Here is a 23,559-nt window from a genome sequence, read left to right on the forward strand (position 1 = left end):
CATGACGAACACAACCGTACAAGGACCCGTCGCTCTCAAGAACGTCGCCTCCTTCATGGCGATGACGACCAGGCTGATCGAGCGCGCGCCGCATCTGCCCGGCTTCGGCGTCTGCCATGGCCCGTCCGGCCTCGGCAAGAGCTGGGCCTCGATGTTCGTGCAGATGAAGGTGAAGGCTCGCCGGATCGAAGTCGGCGAGACGTGGACGCGCCGCGCGCTGCTTCGCCACATCCTGAAGGAGTGCGGCGAGACCGTGCGCAAGAGCTGGAGCGCCTCCGATCTCGCCGAGCTGGCGAAGGCATCGCTCGGTGCCGACGCGACGCGTCCGCTGATCGTCGACGAAGCCGACAAGCTGGTCGACAAGAACATGATCGAGGTCATCCGGGAGCTGCAGCAAGAATCGGGCGTTCCGATCATCCTGATCGGCGAGGAGAAGCTCCCGGCGAAGTTGCTCACCGTCGAGCGCATGCACAACCGCGTGCTCGACTGGTTTCCGGCGCAGCCTTGCGACCTCGACGACACGCGCGTGCTGGCCAACGCCTTCGTGCCGAAGGTGCGCATCGAAGATGACCTGCTCGACACCATCCGCCAGCGCTCCGGCGGCCGGGCGCGGCGCATTGTCGTCAACCTGGAAAAGGCGTCCGAGTTCGCCCGCAACCGCAGCCACAAGGTGCTCGATCTCAAGATCTGGGGCAGCCAGGACTTCTACACCGGCGAGCCGCCGCAGCAGCGCGAGATCGAGCAGTTCCCGCGCCGTACCACGCTGAGGGTCGCCTGATGCGCACCGAGCACTTCAACAGTGCCAACCTTCCGGTCCGCGTGCCGCGCGGCTTCGAGGGGTTTTGGGACATCATGCTCAAGCTCGACAAGGACCAAGGCTGCTTCACCGTCGCCGACGTCGATGGTGAGAGCAATGTGTCGGTCAAGTGCATCAGCAAATACCTGACCGCGCTGGTCGCGGCCGGTTTTGTCGAGCGCATCGCGACCCGGCACCATGCCATCAAGGGCAAGTATCCGACGCCGCTTTACAAGCTCTTGAAGCACCCCGTGAAAGCGCCGCGGCTGCGCCCGGACGGCAGCGTCGTGCCCGGCTCGACCGTGCACGAGCAGCTCTGGATCGCGATGCGCAACCTCACCGCAGGCTTCAGCCTGACCGAGCTGATGTTTGCCGCGACCACCGAGGAGGTGAAGCCCAACAAGCAGACGGCGGGCCGGTTCGTTCGCCAGCTGCACGGCGCCGGCTATCTCGCCGTCACCAAGGCGACCCGGCGCGGCGGCGTCAAGGGACGCGGCGGTGCGGCGGCGTGGCGCCTCAAGCCCGGCATGAACACCGGGCCGCTGCCGCCGAGCCTGAAGCATATCAACGGCAAGTCGGTCTGGGACGCGAACCTGAAGAAGTTCGTAGGCGAGCCCCCGATTGCGAGGGAGGTGAAGCCGTGAGGCATCAGACGCTTACTTTTGTCCAAAAGGCGCAAGCGGCCTGGGGCGATCCGCTTCCGGATTGGATCGAAGCGATCGCACGCGACGCTGATCTCGTCGGCGCCAAGTCCGTGTCTCGGACCCTCGGATACTCGCCGGGAATCGTTTCGGCGGTGCTCCGCAACAAGTACCCGAACACCCAGGACGTTGAAGCTGCTGCACGAGCGTCGCTTGGGAACGGACGTCTATGGACCAAAGTACCCGCTGCAGCACCTCAAGCGCCCCAACGGCATCCAGGGACCTTCGTCGAGAAGGCGAAGGGTGCTTGGGGCGATCCATTGCCTGACTGGATACAGGCGCTCGCCGAGGAAGCTGACCGCATCAAACTGGCCGGCATTGCGCGCAAGCTGGACTATTCGCAGGCGGCCATTTCGACTGTCCTATCGAAGAAATACGCTGGCGACGTCGCCCGGATCGAGGGCAAGGTTCGCGGCTTTTTGCTCGGCGCCAAGGTCATGTGCCCGGTCTATGGCGAGATCGGTCGCGACCAATGCCTCGACCTGCAAAAAGTTCAGCCGCCATTCTCCTCCGAGGCCAGCAGCCGTTGCTATCGCTGCTGCCGCGGCCTCGGCGGCATCGCCAAGTGCCCGAACTCCCGCATTCCGGATGGCCAGCGATGATGACGGTCAGCCAGGAGATGCTCAAGCTCTACGACCGCTACGTCGACTGGATCAACGGACGCGTCAACTTCACCGTGGCCGAGGCGGTCGAGTTTCAGCGCGACTTCCGCGCGCTGATGGTCAAGGTCGGGCTGATGGAGCTCGGCGTCGACAACAAGGGCATCGACCTGATGATCCAGGCGGCCGAGCCCGGCAGCAACGTCGTGATCTTCAACAAGGAGAAGCTGGCGCGGATCGCGGCGCGCGCGCGCGACGGAGGTGCGTCATGACGACAATTGCCGGCATGATCGAAGCCAAGCTCGCCGCGCAGATCTCCGCGGTCGACGCCAGCGCGGTGGCCGAATCCATCGTCGGCCACGCCTCGCACCAGGCCAAGGAGCGCTTCGCGATGGGAGCCTCGACCGTCGAGATCATCGCCATGGCGGCGTACCTCGTCCGCCTTCAGGACGTGGCCGATCTCACTTACGACATGTTCAAGACCGCGGACCTCATGGACGCGGAGCCCAAGGGAAGCGCCGCGCGCGCCGAGCTGCGCCGCCACACTCTCGAAAAGATCGCCGTCGTCGGCGCCTCGCTCGAGGCGCTCGGCTTCGGCCGCGCACCCACCACCGTTCCCTCACAGCAGGAGAAGCCTTGATGTCACCCGGCAAGACCAATGCGATCAGCGTTCCCCAGGACAAGGAGGCCGCCGTTGCGCTGCTCGCCGAATACGGCGCGACGTTGCGCGAGCTGGATCGTCTCGAACTCGACATGAACGACAAGATTGCCGCCCTGAAGCTTGAGGCGGCGGTCGAGGCGGAGCCGCATCGCGTCAAGGTCGAACAGATGGAGCGCGCGCTCCAGGCCTATTGCGAAGCCCACCGCAAGGAGCTGACCAAAGACGGCAGGGTGAAGACAGCCGATCTCGACGTCGGCAAGGTGTCGTGGCGCTGGAACCCGGCCAAGGTGACGATCCGCGGCAAGGAAGAGACCGTGCTTGAATTGCTGAAGCGCTCGGAAAGCGAGGAGCTGAAGAAGTTCCTGCGCCCGACCGTCGAGATCGACCGCGTCGAGATGCTGCGCAATCCGAAGCTCGCCGAGACCGTCGAGGGTGTCGAGATCACCAAGGGCGTCGAGACCTTCGAGATCAAGCCGGACAGCGCCAAGGTGCCGGAGACATCGGAGAGCGCGGCATGAGCAACGCACCGATCCGCATCGGCCTCACCAAATGCCAGCGCGAGATGCTCGAAGGCATCGAGGCCTACATCGCCCAGCACAACCAGCCACCGAGCTACAGGGAGATCGCCAACATGTTCGGGTTCAAGTCGACGGGGCGCGTTACCGAGGTTCTCCGCGCGTTGCAGGAGCGCGGCTGGATCACGTTCATTCCGGGCCGTGCGCGCTCCATCACCGTGATGGAGAAGGTGAGCCCGCGCACCGGCGGCTACGATCTCGGCCTCGCGCTCGACGCCAAGCTGCGCCGGTTCTGCGCCGACACCAACCAGAGGCCTGAAGACGTCGTTGCCGACGCGGTCGCGCTGCTGCTCGACCAGGAAGAAGGCCAGGTCGCGGCATGAGCGGCACCTCCGCAGGATGGAGCCCGGAGCGCCGGGCGCAGCAGGCCGAGCGCATGGCGGCGCTGAACGCGAACGTCATGACGAAGAGCCGGCGCACCGCGTCCTGGACGCCGAAGCGGCGCGCGGCCAAGCGCGCCGAGTTGATCGAACGCAACAAGGACCCGGCGTTCAAGGCAAAGCGCTTCACCGGCATCAGGCAGCGCGGCCTGCGCGAGGACGCGGAACGGCATATCCACCCGCTGGTGCGGGGCCTGTTCGTCGAGATGGCGAGACAACGGGCGACCTATGACCGGATCGCGGACCCCGTCGGCATCTGCCGCTCCACGCTCGTGAGCTGGCGGCGGCGGCACATGCCTTACCTCGATCTGCTCGACGCCGCGCTCAACGTGCTCGGCTTCGAGCTGGTGATCGTGCCGAAAGGCCGGCGCGGTCCGAACGGTTTTCCGGTCAAGCAGCGTCCAACAGAGGAGTAACCCATGCCCTTGTCCACCCATCTCGCGACCACGTCGATGATCTCGACCATCCACGTGCTGAAGGCGAAAGCCAAGTTCGACGACGACACCTACCGCGACTTCCTGGCCCAGCGCGCCAACGGCAAGCGCTCGGCCAAGGAGCTGACGACATCCGAGGCCGGCCGCGTCATCGAGGATCTGCGCTCTACCGTTGGCGAGGCCGAAATCCGCGGCGCCGTCGCCGGCCTCGACAGCGCGATCGGCGGCAAGCTGCGCGCGCTGTGGATTGCCGGCTACAATCTCGGCATCGTCCGCGAACGCACCGACCGCGCCATGCTCGCGTTCCTGCAGCGCCAGACCGGCGTGTCGCACGTGCGCTTCCTGAAGGACGCGCAGGCGGCATCCAGTGCGATCGAGGCGCTGAAGGCGTGGCTCGAACGCGCCGCCGGCGTCGTGTGGCCGAGCAGTCGCGACCTGGAAGACCTCACGGAGGGCGACCGCGTCATCGCCAGCAAGCGCGCCATCCTAGACGCACAGTGGAAGAAGCTGATCGCGATCGGCGCCGTCAAGCCGGTCGGCCAGGCCGTCGACCCCATGGAGGACCTGCAGTTCTACGCCGGCAAGGTCGTTCGTCAGAACCGGCCCTTCGAGACGATGTCGAGCCGCGACTATGACGAGGTGCAGAAGTCGCTCGGCAACAAGCTCCGCGGCGCGCTGGCGCGGCGTGACCAGGCGGGAGAACCGGCATGAGCATGGTGGAGGCAACGGCCAGACAGGCCGATATGGCCGACGGCGATCTCGACCAGGCGCAGCGCGAGACGGGCTGGACGGCGACGCGGGCGCGCGTCGCTCTCGCGCTCTTCAACGCCGGCGCCTCGGCGGCAGAAGTTGCCGCTGCGATCGGAGGCGTCAGCCGCAACGCGGTCATTGGCAAGATCCACCGCAGCGGCCTGTCCGAGGCGAACCGGAAAAGGAGCCGCGCTGCCGGTCAGGCCCGCGCCAGGCGACGTGAGGGAACCGCCGAGACCGCGGGTTCGCGCCGTTCGGTCAAGCTCCCGAAAGAGGCGCTGCCGCCGCCTGATGTCATCGATCAGCAGATCCCGATCGAGCAGCGCCGCACGCTGGCGCAGCTCGACAGTGCCTGCTGCCATTGGCCGGTCGGAGATCCGCAAGGCCCGGACTTCTTCTTCTGCGGGGCTGCGAAGGCGAATGACGAGGGCATTCCCTATTGCCCGTCGCACATGGTGCGGTCGCAACAGCGCGAGTACCGGCCGCGCAAGCCGGCCGGCGCGGCGTTCGTCAACACGGGGCCGAGCGCGCCCTGGCACGCGAGGTGAGCCATGGCCCGGCCGTTGCGCGTCTGCGACCATGCGCTGCTGCGCTTCCTGGAGCGCGTCGGCGGCCTCGACGTCGAGGGTCTGCGCCGGCATCTGGCGGAATCCCTCGATCGCGCGGCCGGCGCGGCCGAGCAGCTCGGCGCGCGCGAGATGACCATCGCTGCCGATGGCAATCACTACGTCGTCATGAAGGGCGTCGTCGTCACCGTCCTCGCTCCACCCATGAAGCCGAAGCGGATCAAGGCGCGGCGATGACAGAGAAGCTGCCCGGCGTGCTGGCGGAGATCGCGGAGGTGGCGGGCGAAACCGCCGCCCTGATGATCGCTGCGAAGCACGGCGGACGGCGCGTCTACTTCCCCAGCGTCAAGGCGCTGCACGAGGGCCAGTGGCTGTTCGAATGCGTCGGTGCGGAAACCGCCCGCAAGATCTGCGCGCATTTCGAGGTCGACGGCCGCGGCCAACGCATCGACATCCCCTTGCACGTCGGCGGAACCTACCGGCAGTTCGTCCGTTCGGTTTCCGAGCGCATCCACAAGCTCGATCGAGAGGGCAAGTCGTCGACCGAGATCGTCAACCAGGTCGGCGTGACACAGCGCACCGTGCACCGGCACCGCGCGCGGCACGGCAAGCCGAAGAACGACAAGCAAGGCAAGCTGTTTTGACTTCCACGCGGGCTGTGCGAGAGTAGCACGCCCGCATCATCACCGGCCTGACACCTGTCAGGGTCGGTAATTTCGAGCAATTCCGGGATTGTGGCCCTCTCAGCCGGGGGCCAGCTTGCTTCAACCTTCATTCAAGAGCGCTTTGAAATGGGCATGCCTGGCCCTCGCGCTGGCCTTTTCCGCGCCCGCGCGCGCCGAGATGATCTATCCCGGCGTCGCGACCTGGTCCGGCGAGCAGAGCGGCCGTTACACGGCTTTCGGCGAGACCTATGACGCCGACGACCTGACCTGCGCGCATCCGACCTTTCCCCACGACACGCTTGTGCGCGTGTGGTGGCGCGGCCGCAGCGTGATCTGCCGCGTCAACGACCGCGGCCCTGCCAAATCCACCGGCGTCGACATCGACCTCTCACGGGGCGCCGCACGCGAGCTGCGCATGATCGACGCCGGCCGTGTCCACGTCGTCATCGAGAAGCTCGGAAAGATGCTCGAATGAGAGAGAACTTCCCAAAGAGCATGCCGGTCATTCTCGCCTACGAGGGCGGCTATTCGAACCACCCGCGCGACCCCGGCGGCGTCACCCTGGAAGGCATCATCCAGCGCGTCTATGACGCCTACCGCAAGCGCAAAGGCCGCCGCGTCCAGCCGTTGACCAAGGCGATGCGCTTCACGCAAGTCTGGCAAGCCGAGCGCAACGAGATCTACAAGGTCCAGTATTGGGATGCGGTGCGCGGCGACGAGCTGCCTGCCGGCCTCGACCTCGTGATGTTCGATTCCGGCATCATGTCCGGCCCGTACCAGGCGATCCTCTGGCTGCAGCGCGCGCTCGGCCTCAATGCCGACGGGCATCTCGGCGAAGGCACGCTAGATGCGATCGAGAACCACCCCGACCACGATGCGCTCATCGCCGACATCTGCCGCCGCCGGCTCGGCATGCTCCAGCACCTCTCGACCTGGGGGACCTTCGGCAAGGGCTGGGCGTCGCGCGTCGCCAACCTCAAGCAGATCGGCCAGGCCTGGGCGACCGGCTCGGTCGGGCCGCAGCCCGTGGCGGCGCATCAGCAACTCGGCGACGCCAAGGCCTATGCCTCCGACGTGGCGCAGCCGGCCGTCGACGCCAACGACGCCGTCAAGGCCAGCGTCGGCTCCGGCTCGATCGCCGGCGTGCTGGAAGGCGCCCGCGACACCATCGCGCCGGCGGCGTACTCCTCGGAGATCCTGACCAAGGTCTACACCGCGATCGTCATCCTCTGCGTGATCGCCTCGCTCGGCGCGCTGCTCTACTCGTTCTGGTCCAACTACAAGAGCAAGAAGGCGCGCCGCGCCATCGACGGCGACGTGCTCGCCGATATGCCCGCCGGAGAGCCGGCATGAGCTGCGGCATCTTCTCGCCCGCGCAATGCGTGCTCGACGCCGCCCGGATGGTCGACGACTTCTCGGCCGAGCTGTTCTGGCAGCTCGCCACCGCGCCTTTGACGCTGGTCGTGATCGCCATCATCGCGATTCTGGCCTACGCCATCGCGCACGTGCCCTTCGTCGAGAAGTTCTTTCCGGTCACGGCGCCGTTCATTGCGTCGGCGCGGATCGTCTGCCTCGTCTGCGCGGCAGCCCTGATCTTCCTGATCGGGCACCGCGCCGCAGACCAGCGGGCCGAGCTGGAGCGCGCCCGAAGCGATCTCGCCTGGACCGAATTCCAGCTTGCCGCCCAGAAGCGGACCGTCGATGACGCCGCCGAACTGAAGCAGACCGCAGAGTCCGATGCGGCGCAGGCCAAGGGCCGGCTCGCCCAGTACCAGGAGAAGTTTGGCAATGATCCTACTGCCGCCGTTTGTCCTCCTCGTCCTGGCGTTGTTGAGTGGGTGCACGACCTCCAACGTCGAAAGCCCGCAGGCCCCAACGCCGCCAAGGCAAAGCGTGGCCTTGTCGACCGCCTGCGAAGATCTGGCGCGGAACGTCGATGATCCCGTCGTCACCGAGACAATCGATCCGTGGCAGAAGGTCGGCGAGTACGCCGTCGCGCTCGGCGAAGCCAACGCCAACATCGACGCCTCGCGGACGTGCCAGAAGCGGCAGCGCGAGCGGCTCAGCAAGGGGAAGTGAGACGTGAACGTCAACGACTGGGCGCCGTGGGTCGCCATCGGTCTATCCGTGGTGTCGATGCTCTATTCGATCGTCACAGGACGCTCGAAGGAGAACGACAAACGCTTCGCGCATCTGCAAGAGCAGATCCACGAGAAGGCCAACAAGGATACGGTCGCGGTCGCGGTCGGAAAGCTCGATCTGTTGGAAGATCGGGCCACGCGCATCGAGACCAACATGGATCATCTTCCCGATCACCAGATGGTCACGACGCTCCAGGGCATGATCGGCAAGCTGACGGGCGACGTCGCCGTGCTTTCGGAGCGCATCCGCCCGATCGCGTCGATCGCTGATCGGCTTCAAGAGAAGATTCTGGAACAGGCGGGGTTTGATCGATGAGCCGGGACATCATTCGGGAGCACGCGCGGCTGATCATCCTGCGCGAGCTGCACAACCAGTCGAACTATACCTCGAACGACAGCATGCTGCAGCAAGTGCTGGAATCCTTCGGTATCGCCAAGTCGCGCGACTGGATCCGCGGCGAGCTGGACTGGCTCGCCGACATGAATGCCCTGACCAAGACGAGCGCCGGCACCGTCTGGATCGTCACGCTGGCGGCCAAGGGCATCGAGCATGTCGAGCGGCGCCTCCTGATCGAAGGCGTCAAGCGTCCCAGCCCGCCGGAGGGTTAGCGCCCGATGGCACCGCACGCAAAGGCGCGCCGCGGCCGGCTGTCGGAGATCGACAAGCTGCCGGAATGGGCGGACGAAGCCAAGGTCTGGGCCTTCGAGCAGCTGAAGGAGCGCAAGCTCTCGCAGCTCGAGATCCTGGACGATTTCAATGCGCGTTTAAGGGCGGCTTCGCTGGCGCATGACGCCAGCGCCGAGGTGCCGGAGATCTCGCGCTCGGCCTTCAACCGGACCGCCATGCGCGTTGCGCTGCTCGGCCGGCGCCTGGAAGAGACGCGGGAGATCGCGGCGATCATCGCGCCGAAGCTGGACGAGGCCGGCGACAATTCCATCACGCTGATGGTCGCCGAAACCATCAAGACACTGATCTCGGAGATGCTCGGCAACGCCGGCGAGCTTACGGCGGACGGCGCGACCGCCGAGATGCTGATGATGACCTCGCGCGCGCTGAAGCACGCCGAGGAAGCCAAGCGGATCAGCGCGGACGGCCGCCGCAAGATCGAAGTTGAGCTGAAAGAGAAGGCTACCAAAGCGGTTGAGACTGTCGCGAGGACAAAGGGGCTCACAGCCGACACGGTCGAAGCGATTAAGAGACAGATCCTTGGTATCGAGAGAAGAACTCAATTGTGACCATCTGAGAGGCCTAGCTCAATTCGCTTCCGATACATCTTCAGCTTATCTCTAAGGCGATATTCGTGCGCGATCAGATCCTCAAGTTGCCTGTCAAACGCGGCGCGCCATCTGCGCAGATTGTCGCGATGAATCTGATCGAGCTCCTTCGAGTAGGGCTCCCCTGCCTCCTCTTGCTGTCGGATGATGGCGAGATCAATGCTAATGCTGCAAAGTTTGCTGAAATAGAGCGACCATTTCTGCAGCAAATCGATGGGGAATGGTGTGGCAAGCTTACTTCGCAGGTTGGTTGCCATCTGGTGCCGATTCTCAGACAGTTCATATTCTTCGAGTTCATCGGCGAGCAGCCCGTAGCGATCGCGCAAGACAAGCCGCAGAGTACCAGCGACCGGATCCGCCTTCTCCTTTATGATACCTATGGCCAGGAGTTCAGTCTCGATTCGATCTTCCTCTCGCGCTGTGACCTCCAAAAGCTGGGCCGCACGCGCCACCCGAATCTGCTGCTGAACGGCATTCCACGCAATAAACGCTGCCATCAGCGTGCCGAAGGCGCCAAGGATGTTGCCCGCGAAGCCGAGCCAATCCTTCAGTTCAACGGTGTCCTTGGAAACCGATATCGGCACGCCGATACTGATCAATGCCGTCAGCGCTGCGGCAAGGACGATCAGTCCAATGGCTCCCAAACCTTGGTCCCAGTTTTTCATACGTCTAGGATGGCCCGACGCTCGCTAGCTGTCCAGTCCGATGCGGTCGGCGGAGCCGCGATGGGTCTGACTGAGGTCATTGCAGGGTGACCAAGTTCATCGCACGCGAGATCAACGATGCCGAATGGGCAGAGACGCGCCGCGCTGGCCTTAGCGTGGGCGCACAGCTTGCGCGCGAGGCCGGCGGCGTCGAGGGCGTGCTGTTAGGCTATCAGAAGAGGCTGCTGCGCTCGACCTCGGAGCACTCTGTCACGATCTGCGAGAAGTCCCGCCGCATCGGCGCGACCTGGGGCGTCGCATCCGACGCCGCGCTGACCGCAGCCGCCGTCAAGTCGGCCGGCGGCATGGACGTGTTCTATATCGGCTACAACAAGGAGATGGCGCGGGAGTTCATCGACGTCTGCGGCATGTGGGCCAAGAGCTTCGAGCAGGCCGCTTCCGAGGTGCAGGAGTTCGTCTTCGACGATGGCGATCCCGACAGCAACATCCAGGCCTTCCGCATCCGCTTCGCCTCCGGCTTCGAGATCATCGCACTGCCGTCGCGCCCGCGCTCGCTGCGCGGCATGCAGGGCTTCGTGATCCTGGACGAGGCCGCGTTCCACGACGATCTCGACGCCATGATGAAGGCCGCGCTGGCGCTGCTGATGTGGGGCGGCCGGGTGTTGGTGATCTCGACCCATCTCGGCGTCGCAAACGCGTTCAACAAGCTGATCGAGGACGCGCGCGCCGGCCGCAAGCCCTACCACGTCGAGAAATACGATTTCGACGACGCACTGAAGGACGGTCTCTACCAGCGCATCTGCCTGGTCACAGGCAAGGAGTGGAGCCCGGAGGCCGAAGCGAGGTGGCGCGTCGAGATCGTCGCCTCCTATGGCGACGCTGCCGACGAGGAGCTGTTCTGCGTTCCCTCGGAAGGTGGTGGCGTCTACCTGGCCCGCGCTTTGATCGAGGCGCGCATGGTGCTCGACGCGCCGGTGCTGCGGTTGTCCCGGCCGGCCGAGTTCACCTTCCTGCCGAAGGAGCATCGCGAGGCCGACATCCTGGCCTGGTGCAAGGAGAACCTCGAACCGCTCTTGAAGAAGCTCGATCCGGAGCGGCAGCACGGCTTCGGCCAGGACTTCGCGCGCAACGTCGACCTCTCGGTGCTGATCCCGATCGAGATCGGCAAGACGCTGCGGCGCACCGTGCCTTTCTGGATCGAGATGTCGAACATCCCGTTCGAGCAGCAGCGGCAGGTGCTGTTCTATCTGTGCGACGGCCTGCCTCGCTTCATCGGAGGCAAGATGGACGCCTCCGGCAACGGCGCTTACCTCGCCGAGGTCGCGGCGCAGAAATACGGCCCGCTGCGCATCGAGCAGGTCAAGATGTCGACCGAGTGGTACCTGGAGAACTTTCCGCCGCTCAAGGGTGCGTTCGAGGACGGCAGCATCCTGCTGCCGAAGGACGCGGACGGCGTCGACGATCTCGCGGCCGTGCAGACCATCAGGGGCGTGCCGCGCGTGCCCGATGTCCGCACCAAGGGCGCGGACGGCAAGAAGCGCCACGGCGACGTCGCCATCGCCCTGGTGCTCGCCTATGCGCAAACCCGCTCAAAGCTGGTCGAGTTCGATTACCGATCGGCGAGAACCGAGGCCGCATCCGGCGGCCCCGATGACGACGGCGACGGGCGCGGTTGGTGGCAGCCGCCGCTCGGCGCCCGCATTCGAGGAGGCTTTTGATGGCCGTTAAAACATCACAGATCCTGGATCAGTTCGGCCGCCCGATCCAGCGCGAGATCCTGACCGAGGAGATCGCAGGTCCCCGCATCGGCGGCGTGCGCTCGCCGATCTCGGGCTACCCGGCCGATGGGCTCAATCCGATCAGGCTCGCGAACATCCTGAAGGCGGCTGATGCCTATGATCCGCTGCGCTTCTTCGAGATGGCCGAGCAGATCGAGGAGCGCGATCTGCATTACGCCGGCGTGCTCGGCACGCGCAAGCGGTCGGTGTCGCAGCTCGACATCACGGTCGAGCCGGCCGATGACACCGCCGAGGCGAAGGCGCACGCGGCCTGGGTTGAAGGCGTGTTGAAGCGCGACACGCTCCAGGACGAGTTGTTCGACATGCTCGATGCCATCGGCAAGGGCATCAGCGTCACCGAGATCATCTGGGACACGTCCGGGGGCGACTGGGCGATCAAGAAGCTCGCATGGCGCGATCCGCGCTGGTTCCGGTTCGATCGCAACGACGGCGAGACGCCGCTGCTGCTCGGCGACTACAGCGCCGATGGCGTCGGCACGGTGCCCATGACGTCGGCAGGCGAGACGCCGCTGGCGCCCTTCAAGTTCATCACCACCGTGATCCGCGCCAAGTCAGGCCTGCCGATCCGCTCCGGCCTCTCGCGCCTGGTTGCCTGGGCCTGGATGTTCAAGGCCTTCACACAGCGCGACTGGACCATCTTTACCCAGACCTTCGGCCAGCCCGTGCGCGTCGGCAAGTATCCGGCCGGCTCTTCGCAGGGCGACAAGGACACGCTGTTCACCGCGGTCGCCAACATCGCCGGCGACTGCGCCGCGATCATCCCTGAGATGATGACGATCGAGTTCATCGAGTCCAAGAACGTCGGTCCGGGCAGCGACCTCTATCAGAAGCGCTGCGACTGGCTCGACCAGCAGGTCTCCAAGGCGGTGCTCGGCCAGACCGCGACCACCGATGCCATCGCCGGCGGCCACGCGGTCGGCCAGGAGCACCGGCAGGTTCAGGAGGACATCGAGCGCGCCGATGCGAAGGCTCTCAGCGCGATTCTCAACCGCGACCTGGTCCGGCCCGGCATCGACCTGCAATTCGGCGCGCAGAAGGCCTATCCGCGCCTGCGCATCGGCCGCTCGGAAGACACCGACGTCAAGCTGACGGTCGAGAGCGCGGTGAAGCTGGTGCCGATGGGCCTGAAGGTCAAGAAGACGTACTTCAACGAACTGCTCGGCATTCCCGTGCCGGAAGACGGCGAGGAATTGCTCGCTGCGCCGTCTCAGGCGCCGTCGCTCACGCTTCCCGGCGAGAATTTTCCGAGCGCGCCGGCGCTCAACGCCGCTTTGCGCATGCGGGAGACGCACGATCCGATCGCGGCGCTCGCCGAACAGGCCGAGCGGCTCTGTGGTCCAGGCACGGACGCCGTGATCGACGAGGTGCGCGCCGTCGTCGAGCGCTCGACTTCGCTGCACCAGGTGCAGGAGGAGCTGCGCAAGCTCAAACCCGGCATCGCCGAGCGCAATCTCGCCGGATTGATGCGGATGGCGCGCACGCTGGCGAATTTGACCGGCCGGGCGCAGATTCCCGATGCTTGAATACCGCGGCAACAAAGTCGCGCGCGCCTGCGGCTGCTCCTGGGCATCGCTGCACGCCGAGGTGTTGCCGTTTGCGGTCAATCCGATCGAGGCGATCGACTTCCTGAGGAAGAAAACCGACATTCCAACCGCGACCTGGACCGATCTATGGCAACAGGAGCACTCGTCGAGCTTCACCGTCGCCGGCGCGATGACCGACGCGCTCGTCGCCGACTTCCACGACGCCGTGATGAAGGCGATTGAGAACGGCGAGACGCTGGAATCCTTCCGCAAGGACTTCGATCGCATCGTCGAGGACCACGGCTGGAGCTACAACGGCTCGCGCGGCTGGCGCAGCCGCGTGATTTTCGACACCAACATGTCGACGGCCTACGCGGCCGGGCGCTGGGATCAGATCCAGCGCGTCAAGCGCACGCGGCCCTACCTGATCTATCGTCATCTCGAAGGCCAGCGATATCCGCGCCCGCTGCACGAGAGCTGGGACGGCACCGTTCTTCCCGTCGACCATCCCTGGTGGCAGACGCATTACCCGCCGAACGGCTGGGGCTGCCATTGCTGGGTCGACAGCCTCTCCGACGACGATCTCCGCCGCTACGGCTACAAGGTTTCCGACCAGGCGCCGGCCTCCAAGATGGTCGAGAAGACGATCACGCTCTCGGACGGCAGCCTGAAGACGGTCACGGTGCCCGAAGGCATCGATCCTGGCTTCGCGTATCGCCCCGGCGAGATGCCGGCGAGCTTAGATGAGGCGCTGGAATGAGCTTGGCTCCTGCATCCGCACACCAGGCGAAGCAACTCGATCTCTTCATCCCAGAGAAGGCGCCGCGTCCTCATCTCTGCGTGGGCTTCTGGAGCCATGCATGGGCGATTCCTGACATCTATTTCACGTGTGGCTGCAGCTTCGCTCGGAAGTGGAACAAATGCCAAGATTGGCGTGATCGCAGGAAGACACGATGATTACCCCTCGGCATGTAGTGGCGGGGGTCGACAGCGCGCAAACGCTGCCAACCGCGGGCCGATCCTGGCAGACAGACCCGCACGACGAGAGAAACCGTCCTCGCCGACCCGCCGCTGCTGCGCAGCGCGGCGACCGTAGGCGGGGCGGAGCGATTCGAAGAGATGAGTACGGGAGTTGTCTACAGGCCGGTGAAGCCGGCCGCGGGCTATATCGGCGGCAAGAAGCAGCTGGCGGCGCGCATCGTCGCCGCGATCGAGCGGATTCCGCACGAGACCTATGCCGAGCCCTTCGTGGGCATGGGAGGCGTTTTCCTGCGGCGGAGGCGGCCGAGGAAAGGCGAGATCATCAACGACCGCTCCGGCGATGTCGCGACGTTCTTTCGCATCCTGCAACGCCATTACGTGCCCTTCATGGACCTGCTCAAATGGCAGATCACGGGGCGCGCCGAGTTCGAGCGGCTGAAGGCCACCGACCCGTCGACGCTGACCGACCTGGAGCGGGCCGCGCGCTTCCTCTATCTCCAGCGCACGGCGTTCGGCGGCAAGGTGGCGGGCCGGAGTTTCGGCGTCGATCCGGCCGGCGCGCGCTTCAATGTGGCGAAGCTCGCACCACAGCTCGACGAACTGCACGAGCGGCTCGCCGGCGTCACGATCGAGTGCCTGCCATGGGCGGAGTTCATGCGCCGATACGACCGGCCGGGCGTGCTGTTCTTTCTCGATCCGCCCTATTGGGGCGGCGAGAAAGACTACGGCGCCGGCCTGTTCGAGCGGTCGGAATATGCCGAGATGGCGGAGGTTTTAAGGGGCTTGAAAGGCCGCTTCATCATGTCGATCAACGACGTCCCGGAGATCCGCGAGACCTTCGCCGGCTTCCGTCAGAAGCCGGTTCGGCTGACCTATTCGGTGGCCCGCAACAGCAAGGCGCACCAGGCGCGGGAGCTGATCATCACCGCCCGGAATCGAGGGCGCTGAGGAGTCCGAGTTCCGAGTCCGAGTTCGGCGTCTGCGGCCACGGCCGCAGAGCCGCTAAGTCGTTGCGGGACAATCGCTTACGGCCATTTTTGCCGAACTCGGACTCCGGCGCGCAAAACCCCGGATTCGAGTCCGAGTTCAATCGGCCGCTCCGGGTTTTTCAGGCGATTTCGTGCGCCGCCCGCCGCTGGGTGACATTTGAACTTGCGCGCCGTCTGTGCCGCCAATTCGCGCCGGGGGCCGTCCAAGCCCTTGCATTCCAATCACTTCCCGCCGTTTCCCGGATAATCCCGGCTGATCCCGGGAGGTGTCATATGAACCTGCGCGTCACACAGGGCAACCGGAGACATCCCGGCCTTCCCTGCGCAGTGGTTGGAACGGCTTATGTCGTGCTCTCCCCGGGGAGCGTTGCACTATTGCCCCCGTCGCCTTGCGGATGGCTGATGCGCGGGCCCGGTCGGGCCGCCACATCACCGCAACACTTGGCGCACAGACCCCGGGCGCCAGGACCACACGATTTTGCCGTACGCCGATCGCACCGGTCGTGTGCGCGACGGCCTTGCTCACGGTTGCCCGCCCTGCAAGACCCTTCGCGCCAATGCCATCGGCGTCCACCGCCGCCCGGCCCGCGTTCGTGACGATCGCGATACGCCCCTCTTCCTTGGGCCGGGTTGCGCGACACATACGCCATTTCCGAATTTCGGTAAAGCGGAATATTTTCGGTAGCGCGGATTGACCGATGGCTTGGGTGTTTTGCCCGTCGGGCAGCACAAGGGCTGGTAGCCCGGATTGCGCTGCGCTCCATCCGGGCTACGAACTGTTTTGATTTGCCCCCCGGGGCATCGCGTTGGTATGGTTCCTGCAAGCATTCCGTGCTCCATACCCCTGACAGAATGAGACAATGCCGAGCTCAAGACCCGACCGTATTCGCAAACTCCTCGCCGACCTCGTGTCGTTCGACACCGTCAGCGACCGCACTAACCTGCCGCTGATCGCCCATATCGAGAGCTACCTCGCTTCCTTCGGCATCACGGGCGAGCGCATCGTCGACGCGACCGGGCAAAAGGCCTCGCTATGGGTCACGATCGGCGCCGAGGACCGTCCCGGCTTCGTGCTATCGGGCCATACCGACGTCGTGCCCGTCGTGGGCCAAGACTGGAGCCACGATCCGTTCAAGCTGGTCGAGCGCGACGGCAAGCTCTACGGCCGCGGCACCACCGACATGAAGGGCTTTGTGGCGGTGTGCCTCGCCATGGTGCCCGAGATGGTGGAGGCCAGGCTTGCAACGCCGATTCACCTGGCGATCTCCTATGACGAGGAGATCGGCTGCGTCGGCGTGCGGCCGATGCTCGGCGTCGTCGCGAAAAAGAAGACCAGGCCGCTCGGCGCCTTCATCGGCGAGCCGACCGAGATGAAGGTGATCATCGGCCACAAGGGCAAGCACGGCGTGCGCGCGACCTTTCGCGGCCTTGCCCGCCATTCCTCGATCGCGCCCGACGGCGTCAACGCGATCGAGTACGCCGCCGATCTGATCGTCGAGATCCGTCGCCGCGCCGAACAGCTTGCGGCCGCGCGCGCGACGGACAGCCTCTACGACGTTCCGCATTCGACGCTGCTCACCAGCATCGTCCACGGCGGCGCCGCACTGAACATCGTGCCGGACACTTGCGCGGTCGAGTTCGAATGCCGCGGCATCGGCATCACCGAGTCGCGCGAGGTCACGGATGCGATCGTCGCCTGGGCCAAGGCCGAGCTCGAGCCGGCGATGAAGGCGCGGCATCCGGATTGCGGCATCGGCTTCGAGGAGATCCTCGACTATCCCGCGCTCGACACCGAGCCGGACGCCGCCATCGTCACGCTCGCCAAGAGCCTGGCCGGTCGCAACGACCACGCCAAGGTCGCCTTCGGCACCGAGGCGAGTCTGTTCGCGAGCATGGCCGACATCCCGTCCGTCGTCATCGGCCCGGGCTCGATCGCGCAGGCGCATACGCCGGACGAGTTCGTGGAGATGGCCGAGCTGGAGAAATGCGCAGGCTTCGTGGAGCGGCTGATCGCGCATTGTGCGAAGGCCGCGGCATAGGTTGCCGTAGGGTGGCAAAGCGGCTTGTCGCCGTAGCGCGAAGAGCGCACCGATTCGCTGTCATCATGGAGAGCTGGTGGGCACGGCGCTACGCGCCTTTGCCCACCCTATGGAAGCAAGCGCGGGCACGACGCCTCAGCGCTCCTGCAACGCCAGCCGGACGCCAACCGCGCAATAGATGGTCCCGACCACCTTGCCCTGCCATTTCACGACGGCCGGATGGCGGCGCAGGAGATTGCCGAGACGGCCGGCGCCGACGGCAAATACGACGGTGCTAAGCAAGCCGAGCAGCACGAAGACGATGCCGAGTATCGCCAGTTGAATGGTGACCGAACCGTGCTCCGGCCGGACGAACTGCGGCAGGAAGGCAAGAAAGAACAGCGCCGTCTTGGGATTGAGCACCTCGGTCAGCACGGCCTGCCGGAATGCGCGGCTTGCAGTGATCGCCGGCGTGCCGCCATCAAGGCCGTTCGGCGCCTTGTCGATCATGGCGCGAATGCCGAGGTAGATCAGGAAGCCCGCCCCCGCATATTTGACGAGGCTGAACAGCAGCGCCGAAGTGGCGATGATGGCGGAAAGGCCGACAATCGCCATGCTGGTGTGGATCACGTCACCCGCAGCAATGCCGGCGCCCGTGGCAATTCCGACCCTCGTTCCAGAGCTTGCAGCCCGTGCCATCGTGAGCAGCGTCGCGGGGCCAGGAATGAAGACGAAGCCGAGAACGATCAGAATGTAGGCAATGAGGGTGGCGTGGTCGACCATGCGCGCGGTTCCGAGGTGAATTCCTGCGCAGGCTGAGTGACGGTTCGCGGGCAATGACAGCGAATGTGCGGGATGACGAACTCCTGAAAGCGAAAGGCGCGGCCATCAGCCGCGCCTTCGTCATCCTTACACCGCGCCCGCCTTCTGCGCGTATTGCCACGACGCCTTCGACAGCGGCACGGTGCGCTTGGCTGACTCCAGCGCCTTGGCGTTGGCGGCGGTGCCGTCGCGGACGCGGCCGGCGATTCCTTGCGTGATGCCGGCGAGACGGAACAGATTGTAGGCGAAGTACCAGTTGAGATCGGGCACCGTCATCTTAGTGACGTTGCAGTAGATCTGCGCGGCCTCTTCCAGGCTCGGGATGTTGAGCGCCTTGAGGTCGGCGCCCTCGAGGCCCGGCATGATCCACTGCATCAAGAGATAGGTGAAGTCGGCCATGGGATCGCCGAGCGTCGACAGCTCCCAGTCCAGCACGGCCTGCACGCGCGGTTCCGTCGCGTGGAAAATCATGTTGTCGAGGCGATAATCGCCGTGGACGATCGAGACCCGCGCCTGGTCCGGCACCGTCTTCGGCAGCCACTCGGCGACCTTCTCGAATTCCGGAATGTGCTGCGTCTCGGAGGCGCGATATTGCTTGGTCCAGCGGTCGATCTGGCGCGCGAAATAGTTGCCGGGCTTGCCGAAGTCGCCGAGGCCGATCGCGGTGGGATCGAACATGTGCAGTTTCGCCAGCGTCTCGATCTTGCTGGTGAAGATCTTGCGGCGGTCGTCCGGCGTCTGGCTCGGCAGCGTCGGATCCCAGAACACGCGGCCCTCCTCCATCGACATGATGTAGAAGGCGGCGCCGATGACGCCGTCGTCCTGGCACAGCGCATAGGCGCGCGCGACCGGAAAGCCCTGCTTGCCGAGCGCCGCGATCACCCGGTATTCGCGATCGACCGCGTGCGCCGAAGGCAGCAATTTGCCGAACGGCTTGCGGCGCATCACGTAGGAGCGGTTTGGCGTGTTGAGGCGATAGGTCGGGTTGGACTGACCGCCCTTGAACTGGAGCACGACCAGCGGCCCCTCAAAACCTTCGACGTGCTCGCGCATCCACGCTTCGAGGCGCAGCTCGTCGAAACGATGCCGCTCCTCGACGGGTTTGGTGCCCGAAAACTCTTCGTCTTTCCTGACGCCGTCAGCCACGATGACGCTCCCTCTTCAGTCCGAACATGATCCTAATCGGTAACCGCTGACGCACTTGCGTCAAGCGGTTACCGAAATTGGATCATGTCTGGTCGTTTCTTCAAGTCAGGAGCACCGCAGGGCTCCCCCGCTTAGTGATTGGGAGAGTTGGCATACTTCCGAACCTCAAGTCTGGCAATGGCGCGATTGTGCACCTCGTCCGGACCGTCGGCGAGACGGAGCGTGCGGATGTGAGCGTAGTCCTTGGCAAGGCCCGCCTCGTCCGACACGCCGGCGCCGCCGAAGGCCTGGATCGCCTCGTCGATGATCTTCAGCGCCATGTTGGGCGCTGCGACCTTGATCATGGCAATCTCGGCCTGCGCGGTCTTGTTGCCGACCTTGTCCATCATGTCGGCGGCCTTGAGGCACAGCAGGCGCGTCATCTCGATGTTGGTGCGGGCTTCGCCGATGCGCTGCTCCCACACGGAGTGCTCGACGATCTTCTTGCCGAACGCGGTGCGGGAGGACAGCCGCCTCACCATCTTCTCCAGTGCCTCCTCGGCCTTGCCGATGGTGCGCATGCAGTGATGGATACGTCCGGGACCGAGCCGGCCCTGCGCGATCTCGAAGCCGCGGCCTTCGCCGAGCAGGATGTTCTCCTTCGGCACGCGCACGTTCTCCAGCAGCACCTGGGCGTGGCCGTGCGGGGCGTCGTCGAAGCCGAACACCGGCAGCATCTTCTCGACCTTGATGCCGGGCGTGTCGAGCGGAACCAGGATTTGCGACTGCTGCTGGTGCTTGGCCGCCTTGAAATCGGTCTTGCCCATCAGGATCGCGATCTTGCAGCGGGGATCGCCGACGCCGGACGACCACCATTTGCGGCCGTTGATGACGTAGTGGTCACCGTCGCGTTCGATGCGGGTCTCGATATTGGTGGCGTCGGAGGACGCGACCGCCGGCTCCGTCATCAGGAAGGCCGAGCGGATCTCGCCGTCCATCAGCGGGCGCAGCCATTTGCGCTTCTGCTCCTTGCTGCCGTAGCGGATGAACACCTCCATGTTGCCGGTGTCGGGCGCGGAACAATTGAACACTTCCGAGGCCCAGCTGATGCGGCCCATCTCCTCCGACAGCAGCGCGTATTCGAGATTGGTCAGTCCCGCGCCGCGGAATTCGTCGTCCTCATGCTCGGACGGCGGCATGAACATGTTCCAGAGGCCTTCGGCCTTCGCCTTCTTTTTGAGGTCCTCCAGGATCGGAATCACCTTCCAGCGCTCGCCGCTGTGATCCTGCTGGTCGTAGATCGGCACCGCCGGGCGCACGTGCTTGGCCATGAAGGACCGCACGCGGTCGAGCCATTCCTTCTGCTTGGGGGACAGATCGAAATCCATGGGACGCTCCTCGTCTCTCTTGTGCGAGCCTGCTGCTTCGCGGGGCTGTTTGCGCCGGACTGTCCTCCCGTTGCGTGCGGTCCGCAAGCGCGGGCTCGCGGACGCTTCGGAACCAGGCTCGAGTTGCGAACGAGTCCCGATTGCGGATTGACATGTCCGGCCTTCAAACGATAGTTTCATACAAGCGTTTGAATTGCAACTCCCTCGCTCACGACGTCCTTCCGGGGCAGCCTGCAGGGCTGAACCCGGAATCTCGAAATGTGGTGCGAGATTCCGGACTCGACGCCTCGCGTCGTCCCGGAACGGGAAAAGAACCATGGCCAGCGATCATACGAGGTTTGCCATTCTGACCGCCGCCGAACGGCTCTATGCCGATCGCGGCTTCAGCGACGTGACGCTGCGCGACATCGTCGCGGAGGCCGGCGTCAACCTCGCCGCGGTGAACTATCATTTCGGCTCGAAGGACGAATTGATCGCGGAATTATTCGTCACCCGCTCGATCGCCACCAACCGCGAGCGGCTGCGCGAATTGAAGGCGGCGGAAGAGCAAGGCGGCGGCCGCGCGCCGATCGAGGTGATCCTGCTCGCGCTGGTCGGGCCGACGCTGCGCGGCTGCCTCGGCCCTGAGAACCAGCGCTCGACCGCGGCGCGCTTCATGATCCGCGCCTCGATCGAATCCGTGCCGCCGATCCGCCGCATCAAGAACCGCGAGATCGACCATCTGCGCAAATTCGCCGGCGCCATGCGCCGCGCCCTGCCCGAGCGCAGCGACGTCGACATCTACTGGGGCCTCAATTTCGCGCTCGCGATGGCGCATCACACCATCCGCGAGAGCGAGCGGCTGACCAAGCTGTCGGAAGGCAAATGCGACCTCGACGACGTCGAGGACGTCGTCGCCCGCGTGGTCAGCGTGGCGACGATGGCGCTGACGGCGGGCAAGGCGGAGTCGAAGGCGCCGCGGGTGGCGGCGCGGTAAGAGATTCCAGAAGGTTGAGAGCTAACAACGGTGCGTCCCTCGCCCCGCTCGTGGGGAGAGGTGAAGAAGCGCCTCATGCTTCGCTTCTAACCGGAGTGTGTTTGTGACGGCGGGGCTATGCCCGCTGCGGCATCTCCTCGGCCTCTTCCTTGGCGAGCAGCAGCAGCATCTCGATGCCCATCTCGCCTTCCTGCGGCGAGCGGATGAACTTTATCTCATCGGCACTCTGCCGCAGCGCGGCAATGATGGCGACGGCCTGATTGGCGGTGGCCGCCTCGGTCGCCAGAATGGACTTCTGGTTCTTGGCCTGAAACCCGATCGTGTAGGACATGCACTTCCCTCCCCGAACTCCGTGGAGAGATCGAATCAGAGTCGCGTGCAAAGCGGAAGCCGGTGCGACTACGGACCGGACTTATCTGGGGATGGCCCGCATACCTCAGGCAAGCTCGGGCGTCGCTGCCCTTTCGCCTTGGGGGAAGAAAGGGGCTAGATAATCCCCTGCTGCTTCAGCTCGTCGATCTTCGCCGCATCATAGCCGAGCTTGCCGCCGAGCACCTCCTGGGTGTGCTCGCCGAGCAGAGGCGGAGCGCGGTATTCGGTGATGGGGGTGCCCGAGAGGGTCAGCGCGTTGCGGATCAGCGACAGCTCGGGCTCGAACTTGTGCTGCGTCTTCACCCGCATGCCGCGCGACTGCACGTGCGGATCGGAAAACACCTGCTCGAAATTGTTGATCGGGCCCGAGGGCACGCCGGCCTCCTCCAGCTTCTCCAGCCAATAGGATACCGGCTGCTTCAGGAACAGGCCGGCGAAGATCGCCATGATTTCTTTGCCGTGCACGACGCGGTCGTTGTTCTTGAGGAAGCGCGGATCGTTCGCCAGCTCCGGCTCGCCGAGCACGGCGCAGGTCTTCCGGAACTGGCCGTCATTGCCCACCACCAGCATCAATTCGCCATCGGTGCAGCGGAACACGCCGGCCGGCATGCCACCATTGCCCCAGGTGCCGCGCCGCGGCGGCGTCTTGCCGTTGACGAGGTAGATCTGCAGCCAGTGCGACAGCGACGCGATGACGGTGTCGAACAGGCAGACATCGATGTGCTGGCCCTGCCCGTGATTGACGTCGCGATGGTACAGCGCGGAGAGAATCCCGATCGAGGTGTTCATGCCGGTCATGTAGTCGACGATCGAAGGGCCCACCTTCATCGGGCCCTCGCCCGGCTCGCCGTCCATGTGGCCGGTGACGCTCATCAGGCCGCCCATCGCCTGCAGGATGGCGTCATAGCCGGCGCGCGGCGCATAGGGCCCGGTCTGGCCGAAGCCGGTGACCGAGCAATAGATGATGCCGGGGTTGATCGCCTTGATGGTCTCGTAGTCGAGGCCGTAACGCTTGAGATCGCCGACCTTGTAGTTCTCCATGAAGACGTCGACGTCCTTGGCGAGCTCGCGGATGATCGCCTGCCCCTCGGGCTTGGCGATGTTGACCGTGACCGACTTCTTGTTGCGGTTGGCGCAGAGGTAGAAGGAATTGTTGTTGTTGGCCTTGCCCTCGGGATCGGCCAGATAAGGCGGGCCGAAGGCGCGTGCGTCGTCGCCGGTGCCTGGCCGCTCGATCTTGATGACCTCGGCGCCGAGATCGCCCAGCATCTGCGCCGACAGGGGCCCGGCGAGCACGCGGGTGAGGTCAAGGATCTTGATGCCTGAGAGCGGCAAGGCCGACATGTCGATTTCCTCCG

Annotated in this window: 31 protein-coding genes; 25 read left to right on the top strand and 6 right to left on the bottom strand. The window is 65.1% G+C overall.

Translation table 11 applies throughout. The features are described 5' to 3' along the window. Nucleotide 1: 1 nt before the first annotated feature. The 19 genes from DCM80_RS04450 to DCM80_RS04540 all read left to right on the top strand — a co-directional run bounded on the left by DCM80_RS04450 (nucleotide 2) and on the right by DCM80_RS04540 (nucleotide 9,504). Nucleotides 2–778 (top strand): AAA family ATPase, encoded by a 777-nt coding sequence (locus DCM80_RS04450; protein WP_257195908.1) that lies wholly within the window; start codon nucleotides 2–4, stop codon nucleotides 776–778. Then, on the top strand, nucleotides 778–1,440 hold the full coding sequence (locus DCM80_RS04455; protein ID WP_257195909.1) for a hypothetical protein: 663 nt from the start codon (nucleotides 778–780) through the stop codon (nucleotides 1,438–1,440). The genes DCM80_RS04450 and DCM80_RS04455 overlap by 1 nt, the downstream gene beginning before the upstream one ends. After that, nucleotides 1,437–2,099: a hypothetical protein gene (locus DCM80_RS04460; protein ID WP_257195910.1), complete on the top strand. Its 663-nt coding sequence runs from the start codon at nucleotides 1,437–1,439 to the stop codon at nucleotides 2,097–2,099. Before DCM80_RS04455 ends, DCM80_RS04460 begins: the two co-directional genes overlap by 4 nt. After that, nucleotides 2,096–2,368 (top strand): hypothetical protein, encoded by a 273-nt coding sequence (locus tag DCM80_RS04465; protein ID WP_257195911.1) that lies wholly within the window; start codon nucleotides 2,096–2,098, stop codon nucleotides 2,366–2,368. The genes DCM80_RS04460 and DCM80_RS04465 overlap by 4 nt, the downstream gene beginning before the upstream one ends. Continuing rightward, a complete protein-coding gene (locus tag DCM80_RS04470) occupies nucleotides 2,365–2,736 on the top strand; it encodes a hypothetical protein (RefSeq protein ID WP_257195912.1) in 372 nt (123 codons plus the stop codon). The genes DCM80_RS04465 and DCM80_RS04470 overlap by 4 nt, the downstream gene beginning before the upstream one ends. Beyond that, nucleotides 2,736–3,275, top strand: a complete 540-nt coding sequence (locus DCM80_RS04475; protein ID WP_257195913.1) for a host-nuclease inhibitor Gam family protein — start codon at nucleotides 2,736–2,738, stop codon at nucleotides 3,273–3,275. The genes DCM80_RS04470 and DCM80_RS04475 overlap by 1 nt, the downstream gene beginning before the upstream one ends. Further along, entirely contained in the window at nucleotides 3,272–3,655 is a 384-nt protein-coding gene (locus DCM80_RS04480; RefSeq protein WP_257195914.1) for a LexA family transcriptional regulator, read from the top strand. The genes DCM80_RS04475 and DCM80_RS04480 overlap by 4 nt, the downstream gene beginning before the upstream one ends. Beyond that, entirely contained in the window at nucleotides 3,652–4,128 is a 477-nt protein-coding gene (locus DCM80_RS04485; RefSeq protein WP_257195915.1) for a hypothetical protein, read from the top strand. The genes DCM80_RS04480 and DCM80_RS04485 overlap by 4 nt, the downstream gene beginning before the upstream one ends. A gap of 3 nt (nucleotides 4,129–4,131) precedes the next feature. Further along, entirely contained in the window at nucleotides 4,132–4,857 is a 726-nt protein-coding gene (locus DCM80_RS04490) for a regulatory protein GemA (protein WP_257195916.1), read from the top strand. Further along, nucleotides 4,854–5,444 (top strand): GcrA family cell cycle regulator, encoded by a 591-nt coding sequence (locus tag DCM80_RS04495; RefSeq protein ID WP_257195917.1) that lies wholly within the window; start codon nucleotides 4,854–4,856, stop codon nucleotides 5,442–5,444. The genes DCM80_RS04490 and DCM80_RS04495 overlap by 4 nt, the downstream gene beginning before the upstream one ends. 3 nt (nucleotides 5,445–5,447) lie before the next feature. Next, nucleotides 5,448–5,699 carry a hypothetical protein gene (locus tag DCM80_RS04500; RefSeq protein WP_257195918.1) on the top strand — a complete coding sequence of 84 codons (252 nt, stop codon included), beginning with the start codon at nucleotides 5,448–5,450 and terminating at the stop codon, nucleotides 5,697–5,699. Beyond that, nucleotides 5,696–6,106, top strand: coding sequence for a helix-turn-helix domain-containing protein (locus tag DCM80_RS04505; protein WP_257195919.1), 411 nt, complete (start codon nucleotides 5,696–5,698; stop codon nucleotides 6,104–6,106). The genes DCM80_RS04500 and DCM80_RS04505 overlap by 4 nt, the downstream gene beginning before the upstream one ends. Before the next feature lie 142 nt (nucleotides 6,107–6,248). Further along, the gene (locus tag DCM80_RS04510) at nucleotides 6,249–6,602 is read left to right on the top strand and encodes a septal ring lytic transglycosylase RlpA family protein (RefSeq protein WP_257195920.1); all 354 of its coding nucleotides are present in this window, start codon (nucleotides 6,249–6,251) and stop codon (nucleotides 6,600–6,602) included. Next, on the top strand, nucleotides 6,599–7,480 hold the full coding sequence (locus DCM80_RS04515; protein WP_257195921.1) for a glycoside hydrolase family 108 protein: 882 nt from the start codon (nucleotides 6,599–6,601) through the stop codon (nucleotides 7,478–7,480). The genes DCM80_RS04510 and DCM80_RS04515 overlap by 4 nt, the downstream gene beginning before the upstream one ends. After that, complete coding sequence (locus DCM80_RS04520) at nucleotides 7,477–8,067, top strand: hypothetical protein (protein ID WP_257195922.1); 591 nt, start codon at nucleotides 7,477–7,479, stop codon at nucleotides 8,065–8,067. Before DCM80_RS04515 ends, DCM80_RS04520 begins: the two co-directional genes overlap by 4 nt. Further along, a complete protein-coding gene (locus tag DCM80_RS04525) occupies nucleotides 8,027–8,206 on the top strand; it encodes a hypothetical protein (protein WP_257195923.1) in 180 nt (59 codons plus the stop codon). Before DCM80_RS04520 ends, DCM80_RS04525 begins: the two co-directional genes overlap by 41 nt. Nucleotides 8,207–8,209: 3 nt before the next feature. After that, nucleotides 8,210–8,584: a hypothetical protein gene (locus tag DCM80_RS04530; protein WP_257195925.1), complete on the top strand. Its 375-nt coding sequence runs from the start codon at nucleotides 8,210–8,212 to the stop codon at nucleotides 8,582–8,584. Next, nucleotides 8,581–8,877, top strand: a complete 297-nt coding sequence (locus DCM80_RS04535; RefSeq protein WP_257195926.1) for a hypothetical protein — start codon at nucleotides 8,581–8,583, stop codon at nucleotides 8,875–8,877. Before DCM80_RS04530 ends, DCM80_RS04535 begins: the two co-directional genes overlap by 4 nt. 6 nt (nucleotides 8,878–8,883) lie before the next feature. Next, nucleotides 8,884–9,504, top strand: a complete 621-nt coding sequence (locus DCM80_RS04540; RefSeq protein WP_257195927.1) for a DUF3486 family protein — start codon at nucleotides 8,884–8,886, stop codon at nucleotides 9,502–9,504. Here DCM80_RS04540 and DCM80_RS04545 read toward each other — a convergent pair. Further along, nucleotides 9,495–10,208, bottom strand: coding sequence for a hypothetical protein (locus DCM80_RS04545; RefSeq protein WP_257195928.1), 714 nt, complete (start codon nucleotides 10,206–10,208; stop codon nucleotides 9,495–9,497). The genes DCM80_RS04540 and DCM80_RS04545 overlap by 10 nt on opposite strands. Nucleotides 10,209–10,294: 86 nt before the next feature. Between DCM80_RS04545 and DCM80_RS04550 the strand changes: the two genes are divergently transcribed. The 5 genes from DCM80_RS04550 (at nucleotide 10,295) to argE (ending at nucleotide 17,539) form a co-directional block, all read left to right on the top strand. After that, a complete protein-coding gene (locus DCM80_RS04550) occupies nucleotides 10,295–11,926 on the top strand; it encodes a terminase large subunit domain-containing protein (protein WP_257195929.1) in 1,632 nt (543 codons plus the stop codon). Continuing rightward, nucleotides 11,926–13,530 (top strand): DUF935 domain-containing protein, encoded by a 1,605-nt coding sequence (locus DCM80_RS04555; RefSeq protein WP_257195930.1) that lies wholly within the window; start codon nucleotides 11,926–11,928, stop codon nucleotides 13,528–13,530. Before DCM80_RS04550 ends, DCM80_RS04555 begins: the two co-directional genes overlap by 1 nt. Next, nucleotides 13,523–14,290 carry a phage head morphogenesis protein gene (locus DCM80_RS04560; RefSeq protein WP_257195931.1) on the top strand — a complete coding sequence of 256 codons (768 nt, stop codon included), beginning with the start codon at nucleotides 13,523–13,525 and terminating at the stop codon, nucleotides 14,288–14,290. The genes DCM80_RS04555 and DCM80_RS04560 overlap by 8 nt, the downstream gene beginning before the upstream one ends. A gap of 359 nt (nucleotides 14,291–14,649) precedes the next feature. Further along, nucleotides 14,650–15,459: a DNA adenine methylase gene (locus tag DCM80_RS04565; RefSeq protein WP_257195933.1), complete on the top strand. Its 810-nt coding sequence runs from the start codon at nucleotides 14,650–14,652 to the stop codon at nucleotides 15,457–15,459. 901 nt (nucleotides 15,460–16,360) lie between these two features. Next, the gene (gene argE, locus DCM80_RS04570) at nucleotides 16,361–17,539 is read left to right on the top strand and encodes an acetylornithine deacetylase (protein ID WP_257195935.1); all 1,179 of its coding nucleotides are present in this window, start codon (nucleotides 16,361–16,363) and stop codon (nucleotides 17,537–17,539) included. Nucleotides 17,540–17,674: 135 nt separating this feature from the next. On the opposite strand, the gene DCM80_RS04575 is transcribed toward argE, so the two are convergent. The 3 genes from DCM80_RS04575 to DCM80_RS04585 all read right to left on the bottom strand — a co-directional run bounded on the left by DCM80_RS04575 (nucleotide 17,675) and on the right by DCM80_RS04585 (nucleotide 20,853). Next, nucleotides 17,675–18,301 carry a LysE family translocator gene (locus DCM80_RS04575; protein ID WP_257195936.1) on the bottom strand — a complete coding sequence of 209 codons (627 nt, stop codon included), beginning with the start codon at nucleotides 18,299–18,301 and terminating at the stop codon, nucleotides 17,675–17,677. A gap of 126 nt (nucleotides 18,302–18,427) precedes the next feature. Continuing rightward, nucleotides 18,428–19,486: a phosphotransferase family protein gene (locus tag DCM80_RS04580; protein WP_257195937.1), complete on the bottom strand. Its 1,059-nt coding sequence runs from the start codon at nucleotides 19,484–19,486 to the stop codon at nucleotides 18,428–18,430. 131 nt (nucleotides 19,487–19,617) lie between these two features. Continuing rightward, a complete protein-coding gene (locus DCM80_RS04585; protein ID WP_257180580.1) occupies nucleotides 19,618–20,853 on the bottom strand; it encodes an acyl-CoA dehydrogenase family protein in 1,236 nt (411 codons plus the stop codon). Nucleotides 20,854–21,169: 316 nt separating this feature from the next. On the opposite strand from DCM80_RS04585, the gene DCM80_RS04590 reads away from it, so the two are divergent. Then, a complete protein-coding gene (locus DCM80_RS04590) occupies nucleotides 21,170–21,829 on the top strand; it encodes a TetR/AcrR family transcriptional regulator (protein ID WP_257195938.1) in 660 nt (219 codons plus the stop codon). 115 nt (nucleotides 21,830–21,944) lie between these two features. On the opposite strand, the gene DCM80_RS04595 is transcribed toward DCM80_RS04590, so the two are convergent. Beyond that, a complete protein-coding gene (locus DCM80_RS04595; protein ID WP_028137066.1) occupies nucleotides 21,945–22,160 on the bottom strand; it encodes a hypothetical protein in 216 nt (71 codons plus the stop codon). A gap of 155 nt (nucleotides 22,161–22,315) precedes the next feature. Then, nucleotides 22,316–23,545, bottom strand: coding sequence for a CaiB/BaiF CoA-transferase family protein (locus DCM80_RS04600; RefSeq protein WP_257195939.1), 1,230 nt, complete (start codon nucleotides 23,543–23,545; stop codon nucleotides 22,316–22,318). Between the last annotated feature and the right edge of the window lie 14 nt (nucleotides 23,546–23,559).

It is taken from the genome of Bradyrhizobium sp. WBOS08 (assembly GCF_024585125.1).
GTDB classification, from domain to species: domain Bacteria; phylum Pseudomonadota; class Alphaproteobacteria; order Rhizobiales; family Xanthobacteraceae; genus Bradyrhizobium; species Bradyrhizobium japonicum_B.

What these genes read in the sequence shown, in the direction of transcription:
- DCM80_RS04465 (WP_257195911.1), top strand. Translation starts at nt 2,096, where the DNA reads ATGATGACGGTCAGCCAGGAGATGCTCAAGCTCTACGACCGCTACGTC.
- DCM80_RS04495 (WP_257195917.1), top strand. Translation starts at nt 4,854, where the DNA reads ATGAGCATGGTGGAGGCAACGGCCAGACAGGCCGATATGGCCGACGGC.
- DCM80_RS04555 (WP_257195930.1), top strand. Translation starts at nt 11,926, where the DNA reads ATGGCCGTTAAAACATCACAGATCCTGGATCAGTTCGGCCGCCCGATC.
- DCM80_RS04470 (WP_257195912.1), top strand. Translation starts at nt 2,365, where the DNA reads ATGACGACAATTGCCGGCATGATCGAAGCCAAGCTCGCCGCGCAGATC.
- DCM80_RS04590 (WP_257195938.1), top strand. Translation starts at nt 21,170, where the DNA reads ATGGCCAGCGATCATACGAGGTTTGCCATTCTGACCGCCGCCGAACGG.
- DCM80_RS04600 (WP_257195939.1), bottom strand. Translation starts at nt 23,545, where the DNA reads ATGTCGGCCTTGCCGCTCTCAGGCATCAAGATCCTTGACCTCACCCGC.
- DCM80_RS04480 (WP_257195914.1), top strand. Translation starts at nt 3,272, where the DNA reads ATGAGCAACGCACCGATCCGCATCGGCCTCACCAAATGCCAGCGCGAG.
- DCM80_RS04490 (WP_257195916.1), top strand. Translation starts at nt 4,132, where the DNA reads ATGCCCTTGTCCACCCATCTCGCGACCACGTCGATGATCTCGACCATC.
- DCM80_RS04535 (WP_257195926.1), top strand. Translation starts at nt 8,581, where the DNA reads ATGAGCCGGGACATCATTCGGGAGCACGCGCGGCTGATCATCCTGCGC.
- DCM80_RS04450 (WP_257195908.1), top strand. Translation starts at nt 2, where the DNA reads ATGACGAACACAACCGTACAAGGACCCGTCGCTCTCAAGAACGTCGCC.
- DCM80_RS04575 (WP_257195936.1), bottom strand. Translation starts at nt 18,301, where the DNA reads ATGGTCGACCACGCCACCCTCATTGCCTACATTCTGATCGTTCTCGGC.
- DCM80_RS04565 (WP_257195933.1), top strand. Translation starts at nt 14,650, where the DNA reads ATGAGTACGGGAGTTGTCTACAGGCCGGTGAAGCCGGCCGCGGGCTAT.
- DCM80_RS04585 (WP_257180580.1), bottom strand. Translation starts at nt 20,853, where the DNA reads ATGGATTTCGATCTGTCCCCCAAGCAGAAGGAATGGCTCGACCGCGTG.
- DCM80_RS04545 (WP_257195928.1), bottom strand. Translation starts at nt 10,208, where the DNA reads ATGAAAAACTGGGACCAAGGTTTGGGAGCCATTGGACTGATCGTCCTT.
- DCM80_RS04515 (WP_257195921.1), top strand. Translation starts at nt 6,599, where the DNA reads ATGAGAGAGAACTTCCCAAAGAGCATGCCGGTCATTCTCGCCTACGAG.
- DCM80_RS04485 (WP_257195915.1), top strand. Translation starts at nt 3,652, where the DNA reads ATGAGCGGCACCTCCGCAGGATGGAGCCCGGAGCGCCGGGCGCAGCAG.
- argE (WP_257195935.1), top strand. Translation starts at nt 16,361, where the DNA reads ATGCCGAGCTCAAGACCCGACCGTATTCGCAAACTCCTCGCCGACCTC.
- DCM80_RS04595 (WP_028137066.1), bottom strand. Translation starts at nt 22,160, where the DNA reads ATGTCCTACACGATCGGGTTTCAGGCCAAGAACCAGAAGTCCATTCTG.
- DCM80_RS04475 (WP_257195913.1), top strand. Translation starts at nt 2,736, where the DNA reads ATGTCACCCGGCAAGACCAATGCGATCAGCGTTCCCCAGGACAAGGAG.
- DCM80_RS04500 (WP_257195918.1), top strand. Translation starts at nt 5,448, where the DNA reads ATGGCCCGGCCGTTGCGCGTCTGCGACCATGCGCTGCTGCGCTTCCTG.
- DCM80_RS04520 (WP_257195922.1), top strand. Translation starts at nt 7,477, where the DNA reads ATGAGCTGCGGCATCTTCTCGCCCGCGCAATGCGTGCTCGACGCCGCC.
- DCM80_RS04560 (WP_257195931.1), top strand. Translation starts at nt 13,523, where the DNA reads ATGCTTGAATACCGCGGCAACAAAGTCGCGCGCGCCTGCGGCTGCTCC.
- DCM80_RS04540 (WP_257195927.1), top strand. Translation starts at nt 8,884, where the DNA reads ATGGCACCGCACGCAAAGGCGCGCCGCGGCCGGCTGTCGGAGATCGAC.
- DCM80_RS04505 (WP_257195919.1), top strand. Translation starts at nt 5,696, where the DNA reads ATGACAGAGAAGCTGCCCGGCGTGCTGGCGGAGATCGCGGAGGTGGCG.
- DCM80_RS04455 (WP_257195909.1), top strand. Translation starts at nt 778, where the DNA reads ATGCGCACCGAGCACTTCAACAGTGCCAACCTTCCGGTCCGCGTGCCG.